At 51.9% G+C, this 7767-nt stretch carries 8 protein-coding genes and 1 pseudogene; 8 read left to right on the plus strand and 1 reads right to left on the minus strand.

Annotated features, from left to right (window positions below; genetic code table 11):
* Positions 1 to 517: 517 nt before the first annotated feature.
* The 7 genes and pseudogenes from proV to mprA all read left to right on the plus strand — a co-directional run bounded on the left by proV (position 518) and on the right by mprA (position 7313).
* Entirely contained in the window at positions 518 to 1720 is a 1203-nt protein-coding gene (proV, locus tag QZ506_RS13435) for a glycine betaine/L-proline ABC transporter ATP-binding protein ProV (protein ID WP_291971666.1), read from the plus strand.
* Positions 1713 to 2855, plus strand: coding sequence for a glycine betaine/L-proline ABC transporter permease ProW (gene proW, locus QZ506_RS13440; RefSeq protein WP_291971668.1), 1143 nt, complete (start codon positions 1713 to 1715; stop codon positions 2853 to 2855). The genes proV and proW overlap by 8 nt, the downstream gene beginning before the upstream one ends.
* 32 nt (positions 2856 to 2887) lie before the next feature.
* Positions 2888 to 3886: a glycine betaine/L-proline ABC transporter substrate-binding protein ProX gene (gene proX, locus QZ506_RS13445; RefSeq protein ID WP_291971677.1), complete on the plus strand. Its 999-nt coding sequence runs from the start codon at positions 2888 to 2890 to the stop codon at positions 3884 to 3886.
* Positions 3887 to 4189: 303 nt separating this feature from the next.
* Positions 4190 to 5368: pseudogene (locus QZ506_RS13450) on the plus strand (MFS transporter).
* A 96-nt stretch (positions 5369 to 5464) separates the two neighbouring features.
* The gene (locus QZ506_RS13455; RefSeq protein ID WP_291971669.1) at positions 5465 to 6223 is read left to right on the plus strand and encodes an AzlC family ABC transporter permease; all 759 of its coding nucleotides are present in this window, start codon (positions 5465 to 5467) and stop codon (positions 6221 to 6223) included.
* Complete coding sequence (gene ygaH / locus QZ506_RS13460; RefSeq protein ID WP_291971672.1) at positions 6220 to 6564, plus strand: L-valine transporter subunit YgaH; 345 nt, start codon at positions 6220 to 6222, stop codon at positions 6562 to 6564. The genes QZ506_RS13455 and ygaH overlap by 4 nt, the downstream gene beginning before the upstream one ends.
* A gap of 263 nt (positions 6565 to 6827) precedes the next feature.
* Positions 6828 to 7313, plus strand: a complete 486-nt coding sequence (gene mprA / locus QZ506_RS13465) for a transcriptional repressor MprA (protein WP_291971679.1) — start codon at positions 6828 to 6830, stop codon at positions 7311 to 7313.
* Here the strand turns inward: mprA and QZ506_RS13470 are convergent.
* A complete protein-coding gene (locus QZ506_RS13470; RefSeq protein ID WP_291971681.1) occupies positions 7264 to 7485 on the minus strand; it encodes a hypothetical protein in 222 nt (73 codons plus the stop codon). The genes mprA and QZ506_RS13470 overlap by 50 nt on opposite strands.
* Here QZ506_RS13470 and QZ506_RS13475 point away from each other — a divergent pair.
* Positions 7384 to 7698: an IS1 family transposase gene (locus QZ506_RS13475; RefSeq protein WP_291971675.1), complete on the plus strand. Its 315-nt coding sequence runs from the start codon at positions 7384 to 7386 to the stop codon at positions 7696 to 7698. The genes QZ506_RS13470 and QZ506_RS13475 overlap by 102 nt on opposite strands.
* Positions 7699 to 7767: the final 69 nt, after the last annotated feature.

The following is a 7767-nucleotide window of genomic DNA, read 5'->3' on the forward strand; positions in this document are numbered from 1 at the left end:
GGCTTTGATGCGATCACAAACACGCTTATCACGACTGGTGTCATGAAGCTGTTCGAGTTCGGCTTTTTGCTTGTCGGTAATAAATATCTTCATAGTGGGTGAGCATGATCTTCTTACCGCGTAAAATCAAGCATCTTCAATAATCACGGGTATAAATCACCTTTATCACTGCAATGGCATAAGTAATTTCAAAAAAAATCACAACGTCATTCAAGCTCATTATTAACCACAACATACAGAAACGTAAAAACCATTTAAAACATCGATTTTCAAAACAAATATATAATTGATATTTAAATAAAAATTAATACAAAACATCAATAAATAATATAAAAATCAAACAGTAAAAAATAAAGAAAAAGGGTCTATCCAGCGACATGAAAATGAATATCCTCATAGCACTACTCGCGGCACAAAGGGTTGCCTCAAAATCTGAGTATGATAGGGTATGGCGTGTTTTCACCTTCATCAGGACAGAAATATAGAACGATAAATCACAGAGGAATTTTATCATTTCATGGCAATAAAACTCGAAGTAAAGCATCTCTATAAAATATTTGGCGAGCACCCTGAAAGGGCATTCAAACTGATAGACAAAGGGCTAAACAAAGATCAGATCTTTGAAAAAACCGGGCTCACTGTCGGCGTGAAAGACGCCAATCTGGCCATTGAAGAAGGCGAGATATTCGTCATCATGGGATTATCCGGCTCGGGTAAATCCACACTGGTACGCCTTCTCAATCGTCTGATTGAACCGACTCGCGGTCAGGTACTGATCGACGGCGAAAACATCGCCGAGGTATCAGACACAGAACTGCGCACCCTGCGCCGCAAAAAAATCAGCATGGTGTTCCAGTCATTCGCCTTGATGCCGCACCTGAGCGTGTTGGCTAATACCGCTTTTGGCATGGAGTTGGCAGGTGTCGATAAAGCACAGCGTGAACAGAAAGCGCTCGAAGCACTGCAACAGGTAGGCCTCGAAGCTTATGCCAATACCTATCCGGATGAGCTTTCTGGCGGGATGCGCCAACGCGTCGGTCTGGCGCGTGCACTGGCAAACGATCCCGATATTCTGCTGATGGATGAAGCGTTTTCAGCGCTCGACCCGCTTATCCGTACTGAAATGCAAGATGAGTTGGTGAAACTGCAATCGCGCCACCAGCGTACCATCGTGTTTATTTCACACGATCTGGACGAAGCCATGCGCATCGGCGATCGCATCGCCATCATGCATGGTGGTGAAGTGATCCAGGTCGGCACACCGGATGAAATTCTCAATAACCCGGCTAATGACTACGTGCGTACCTTCTTCCGTGGTGTGGATATCAGCCACGTGTTCAGTGCGAAAGACATTGCGCGTCGTCGCCCCGTTACCTTGATCCGCAAAGCGCCCGGCGTTGGGCCGCGCTCGGCGCTCAAGATCCTACAGGATGATGATCGTGAATATGGCTACGTGCTGGAAAAAGGGAAAAAATTTATCGGCGTCGTGTCTATCGATTCGCTGAAAAAAGCACTGCACGCGCAAGAACCGCTGGAACAGGCTTTGCTGCCCGACCCTGCCCCCGTGCCCGCAGATATGTCACTCAACGAACTGATTTCACAGGTTGCACAGGCCCCCTGCGCCGTACCAGTCATCGGTGAGAACAGTGAATATATCGGCATTATTTCCAAGGGCATGCTGTTACAGGCATTAGACAAGGAGGGCAGCAACAATGACTAACGCAACCAATCCGTGGGAAACCACGCAAACACCGGTCAATGCTGCCGAACAGGCAGCCACCAGCAGCAATGGCGATCCCTGGTCATCGGCAGCACAAAGTGCATCGGCTTCGGGTGACGCTGCAACTAACAGTGCAGATGCGCGGGGCGCACTCGCTCAGGATGCCGCCCAGTCTGGCGCTGATTGGCTGAACAGCGCCCCATCACCGGCTCAGGAACACTTTTCGCTGTTAGATCCGTTCAAAGACACGTTGATTCCGTTGGATCATTGGGTCACCGGAGGGATCGACTGGCTGGTACTACATTTCCGTCCGCTGTTTCAAGGCATTCGCGTGCCGGTTGACATCATTCTCAACGGTTTCCAGCAGGCGCTGCTAGGCATGCCAGCCCCGGTCGCCATCTTGGTGTTCTCCCTTATCGCCTGGCAGATGTCATCACTGGGTATGTGCGCGGCAACGCTGATATCGCTGGTCGCCATCGGTGCTATCGGTGCGTGGTCACAGGCTATGGTCACGCTGGCACTGGTATTAACCGCCCTGTCCTTTTGCATGCTGCTTGGTCTGCCGCTCGGCATCTGGCTGGCGCACAGTGAGCGTGCTGCAAAAGTGGTGCGCCCGCTGCTCGACGCCATGCAAACCACACCGGCGTTTGTGTATCTTGTGCCGATTGTCATGCTGTTTGGCATCGGGAATGTGCCCGGAGTGGTGGTCACGATTATCTTTGCGCTGCCACCGATTGTACGTTTGACCATCCTCGGTATCCGGCAGGTGCCCGCCGATCTGGTAGAAGCCGCCGAGTCCTTTGGAGCCAGTCCGCGCCAGATGCTGTTCAAAGTACAGTTGCCGTTGGCAATGCCCACCATCATGGCGGGTGTTAACCAGACGCTGATGCTCGCGCTCTCCATGGTGGTGATTGCTTCGATGATCGCAGTGGGAGGATTGGGGCAGATGGTGCTGCGCGGTATCGGGCGTCTGGATATGGGACTGGCTGCCGTAGGCGGCGTCGGGATCGTTATTCTTGCCATCATTTTGGACCGATTGACCCAGTCTCTGGGGCGTGACCGCCGTAGCCGTGGTAATCAATCCTGGTATCGCACCGGTCCGTTGGGGCTAATTTTACGCCCGTTCACGCGTTAATCACACGACAACATAAAGAGGGATAAACCATGATGCAGAAAATCGGATTCGGGGCTGTTGCCCTGATTGCCGCGCTGACGGGCTCGCCGCTCTATGCCGCCGATCAGCCAGGCAAAGGAGTCAGTGTTCAGCCCGTGCAGAGCACGATTTCGGAAGAAACCTTCCAGACGTTGCTGGTCAGCCGTGCACTGGAGAAACTGGGCTACGACGTGCAACCCATTCGCGAAGTGGATTACAACGTTGCCTATATGTCCATCGCATCCTGCGATGCCACCTTCACCGCCGTCAACTGGGATCCGCTTCAGGCAGACATGTACAAAGCGGCTGGCGGTGATACCAAATTTTACCGCGACGGGGTCTACGTTGGTGGTGCAGCGCAGGGCTATCTGATCGACAAAAAGACAGCGGAAAAGTACCAGATCACCAACGTTGAGCAATTTAAAGATCCTGAGATCGCCAAGCTGTTTGATACCAACGGTGATGGCAAAGCGGACCTGATCGGTTGTGCACCGGGTTGGGGTTGTGAAGCCGCCATCAACCATCACCTTCAGGCTTACGGATTGAGCAACACGGTCGAGCACAATCAGGGTAACTACGCCGCGATGATCGCAGATGCCATTACCCGCTATAAAGAAGGCAAACCTATCTTCTATTACACTTGGACACCGTACTGGGTCAGCGATGTGCTGGTACCGGGGCGCGACGTTGTCTGGTTACAGGTGCCTTTCTCTTCTCAACCGGGAGAAATGAAAGGCTCCAGCACCAAGCTGGCTAACGGCAACGACTACGGCTTCCCCGTTAATAATATCCGTATCGCAGCGAATAAAGCGTGGGCCGAGAAAAATCCGGCAGCTGCCAAACTGTTTGCCATCATGAAGCTGCCATTGGCAGACATCAACGCGCAAAACATGCGGATGCGCAGCGGAGGGAGTAGCCAGAAAGATATCGAACGCCATGTGGATGGCTGGATCAAGGCACATCAGGCACAGTTTGATGGTTGGATAAAAACCGCCGCTGAGGCGGCCAAGTAACTGGATAGCGTCACGTTGTTATTCACTCACAGGCCCACTTGGGCCTTAAACTGATGTCAAAACTCGTCCTCTTCGGCGTAGGCCGAGGACCTCTGTCAGGAAGAATGTGTTTCGCCTGTGGGAGATTCCTACCTACGCGGGAATGACAGAGAGTGTATGTGAATGGCCGTTTTCCTTCGGTTAGTCAGCTACCTCAAGCACACTCGGGACTGCTTCTTGAAATTACGTTTTTTGTAAATGCTCCCTGTCTTAACGGATTTGCTAGAATCGCTCCCACACATTTTAGAACGCTAGCGAGTATTCATGTCTTCTCAACAGGCCCAGACCGGCCTCAGTCTTCCTTTCACGCTCATCATATCAACGGCAACCGGATTGGCCGTTGCCGGTAATTACTACGCCCAGCAGCTATTAGAAACCATTGCCAGAACCTTTGAACTTTCCGTTAATCAGGTAGGACTTATTGTCACCGCCGCACAGGTGGGCTATGCGGTAGGTTTGATGTTTCTGGTGCCGATGGACGATATGTTTGAACGACGCACGCTGATTGTCACCATGACGCTGTTAACCGCGCCAGGGCTGGTGATTACCGCGCTGGCCCCCACATTACCGGTGATGCTCGCAGGTATTGGGGTCTCGGTGTTGTGTTCCGTAGTAGCTCAACTGCTGGTGCAGCTCGCGGCAACGCTGGCAACCACCGAAGCCCGCGGTAAGGTAGTCGGTACGATAATGAGCGGTTTGCTGCTTGGCATTCTGCTTGCACGCACCATTGCTGGCGCACTCGCCACGCTGGGAGGATGGCGTACTGTATATTGGGTAGCCAGCGCACTGATGGTCATCATGGCGTTGGTACTTTGGCGTACGCTGCCGCGTTTACCGCCCAGCAATAACCTGCAATACGAGCAACTGATCGTTTCCATTTTCCGGTTATTTGCAACCACGCCCGTGCTGCGTGTGCGCGCACTGCTTGGCTGTCTCTCTTTTGCCAATTTCAGCATTCTTTGGACATCGATGGCATTTCTGCTGTCGGCACCGCCTTATCACTACTCATAAGGGATTATCGGGCTATTTGGTTTAGTCGGGGCTGCAGGCGCACTGGCAGCCACCCGTGCTGGTCGTTTGGTCGATAAGGGAAAGGCCACATTAACCACCACGGTGGGTCTGGTGCTGCTGTTGCTGTCCTGGGGCATGATTGCCATGGGTGCCACGGCGCTGCTGCCGCTGATTGTTGGCATTGTCGTGCTCGACCTTGTCGTGCAGGGTTTGCACGTCACTAACCAAAGCGTGATCTACCAGATAATGCCGGAAGCGCGTAACCGGCTCACCGCCGGATACATGACCAGCTACTTTATCGGCGGCGCTGCGGGCTCTTTGCTGTCTGCGGCCACCTATCAGGTCGCAGGTTGGACAGGCGTTTGCTACGCGGGTGCCGCAGTGAGCCTGCTGACGCTGCTTATCTGGATTCCCTGCAGAAAACACGGCTGACAGGGCCGTCGATGAGGATGTGTCACATCTCTGGCACATCCGCCCTTTTATCGGTAGGGTATTGACCACCCATTCTATTAAACGACACGTTAGCCAATGATAAGCCAACAGCAGGAGAAGCAGATTGAACACGCCTCTCCGCACGCCACCTTTGCCGAAGGGGTGATCAGTAGCCTGCCGATTGTGATCGGTTATCTTCCCGTCGCCTTCGCTTTTGGACTGAATGCGGTCAAACTCGGCTATTCACCGTGGGAAGCCGTCTTTATGTCGTGCGTGATTTACGCCGGCGCCAGCCAGTTTGTGATTACCGCCCTGCTCAGCGCAGGGATGTCAATTTGGGTGGCGGCGTTTACCGTCATGGCCATGGATGTGCGCCATGTGCTGTATGGCCCGGCGCTGCGGCACCGAATCTTGCAGCGCCTACCTACGCGCAAAACACCGCTGTGGGCGTTTGGCCTGACCGATGAAGTCTTCGCCGCCGCAACAGCGCGGCTGGCACAAAACAATCGCCGCTGGAGTGAAAACTGGATGCTGGGCGTCGCTGCCGCCTCCTGGATTTCCTGGGCCTGCGGCACAGTGATCGGCGCGTTATTCGGTAATGGGCCGTTGAAAGCGTACCCCGCCGTCGAGGCGGCACTTACCTTCATGCTGCCCGCGTTGTTCCTCAGTTTCCTGCTGGCTTCTTTTAAAAAACGGCAAAGTATGGTCGTGGTGTGCGCACTGGGTGGCGCCCTGCTTGGGTTACTGCTGTTCTCCATTCCGGCCGCTATTTTAGTCGGTATCGGCAGCGGCTGCGCCGCCGCACTGTTTCTTACACCGCCCGTCATGGCTCAACAGGGGGAAAAATCCGCATGAATAGCCAAATAGTACTGATTGGTGTGCTGGTCGGCATGGTGAATTTTTTATTCCGCTACCTGCCACTCCGTCTGGGAGCCAACCGCGCGTCTGGATCACTCAAGCGCGGCAAAGTGGGAGCGGTGCTCGACAGCATTGGCATCACTTCTATCTGCGCCTTGCTGATCGTTTCCAGCGTCCCAGAGATCCAACAGCATACTAACAAGCTGTTGCCTACACTCATCGGTTGCCTGACGCTCACGCTCTGCTTCTACCGGACACGCAGCATTGTCATATCCACATTGTTGGGCGCGTTTTGTTACGGTATTGCTTTTAAATACCTTTCATTGGGAATTATTTAATATCATTGTGTTAGCAGCACGTTATTAGTGGTTCACGTTACCTTACACAAGGTCACTTACGTTCTGTCACAAAGGCGACGACACAATGCGACTAAATATCGTTTACCCGATTAGTAACTTTAGTTATTATACTGATCGTGATTAATGAGGTTCACATAAAAATGGATAGTCCATCTGTACACAAGCACGGGCTCACTGAAAGTGGTGCGCGTGACAAGAAACCTGAGTTCGATAAAAACAGCTCCTTCTCGCCCATCGAACAAATGATCAATCTGTGTGCATCGCGCAATCCAGAGTTTCCTCAACAGGAAATCTTGTTGGTGCGTCTGTGCATGCACATGCAGAACAAGATTCTGGATCACCGTAACAAGATTTTGCGGGAACAGGGCATCAACGAAACGTTGTTTATGGCACTGATTACGCTGGAATCTCAGGAATCACGTAGTATTCAACCATCAGAATTGAGCGCCGCACTGGGCTCTTCGCGTACCAATGCCACGCGCATTGCCGATGAGTTAGAAAAACGCGGTTGGATTGAACGCCGTGAAAGCGATAGCGATCGTCGTTGCTTACACTTGCATATGACAGATGAAGGCAAAGCGTTTCTCGATCGTCTGCTGCCACCGCAGCACCAGAGTCTGTATTTCATCTGGTCAGCATTGGAAAAAGATGAGCAGAAGCAGTTGGAAGTGCTGATGCTTAAATTGCTGGTGCGGCTGGACGAAATGGACAAGATCGATAATCCATAGACCGATAATAGTTCGTGTATTCAATATGTTGATTGCAGTGTGAAATGTCAGGTTTTGGATGTGGAATACAGTGGCTAAAGTTGATGTAAGATGCCCGTTTTGTGAACAGACATCTCCTGTGAAAAACACGGTAATGGCAAAAGTGGCCATCAGCGTTACCGTCGTCAGTCATGCAAACACGGATGGCTACAGTGCTTACAACGACGAACTTCAAAAAATAAAACACATTGTTAGCAAGCTGTATACACAGCGTATTGAGCGTGCACATCTGACACTGCGTAACCGATTGCAACGGCTCAATCGCAAGACGCCCGGATATTCAAAATCATCCGAAACGCACGATAGGATCATCGGTACTTACATCGAACGCGAGTACTACGTTTGATGCTACATCAACTCATTGAATACACGACCCGATAATAACAATACTGTATTACATTAAATACATCTTCAC

Origin of the sequence: Candidatus Symbiopectobacterium sp., from assembly GCF_020054415.1 — a bacterium.
Lineage (GTDB): Bacteria > Pseudomonadota > Gammaproteobacteria > Enterobacterales > Enterobacteriaceae > Symbiopectobacterium.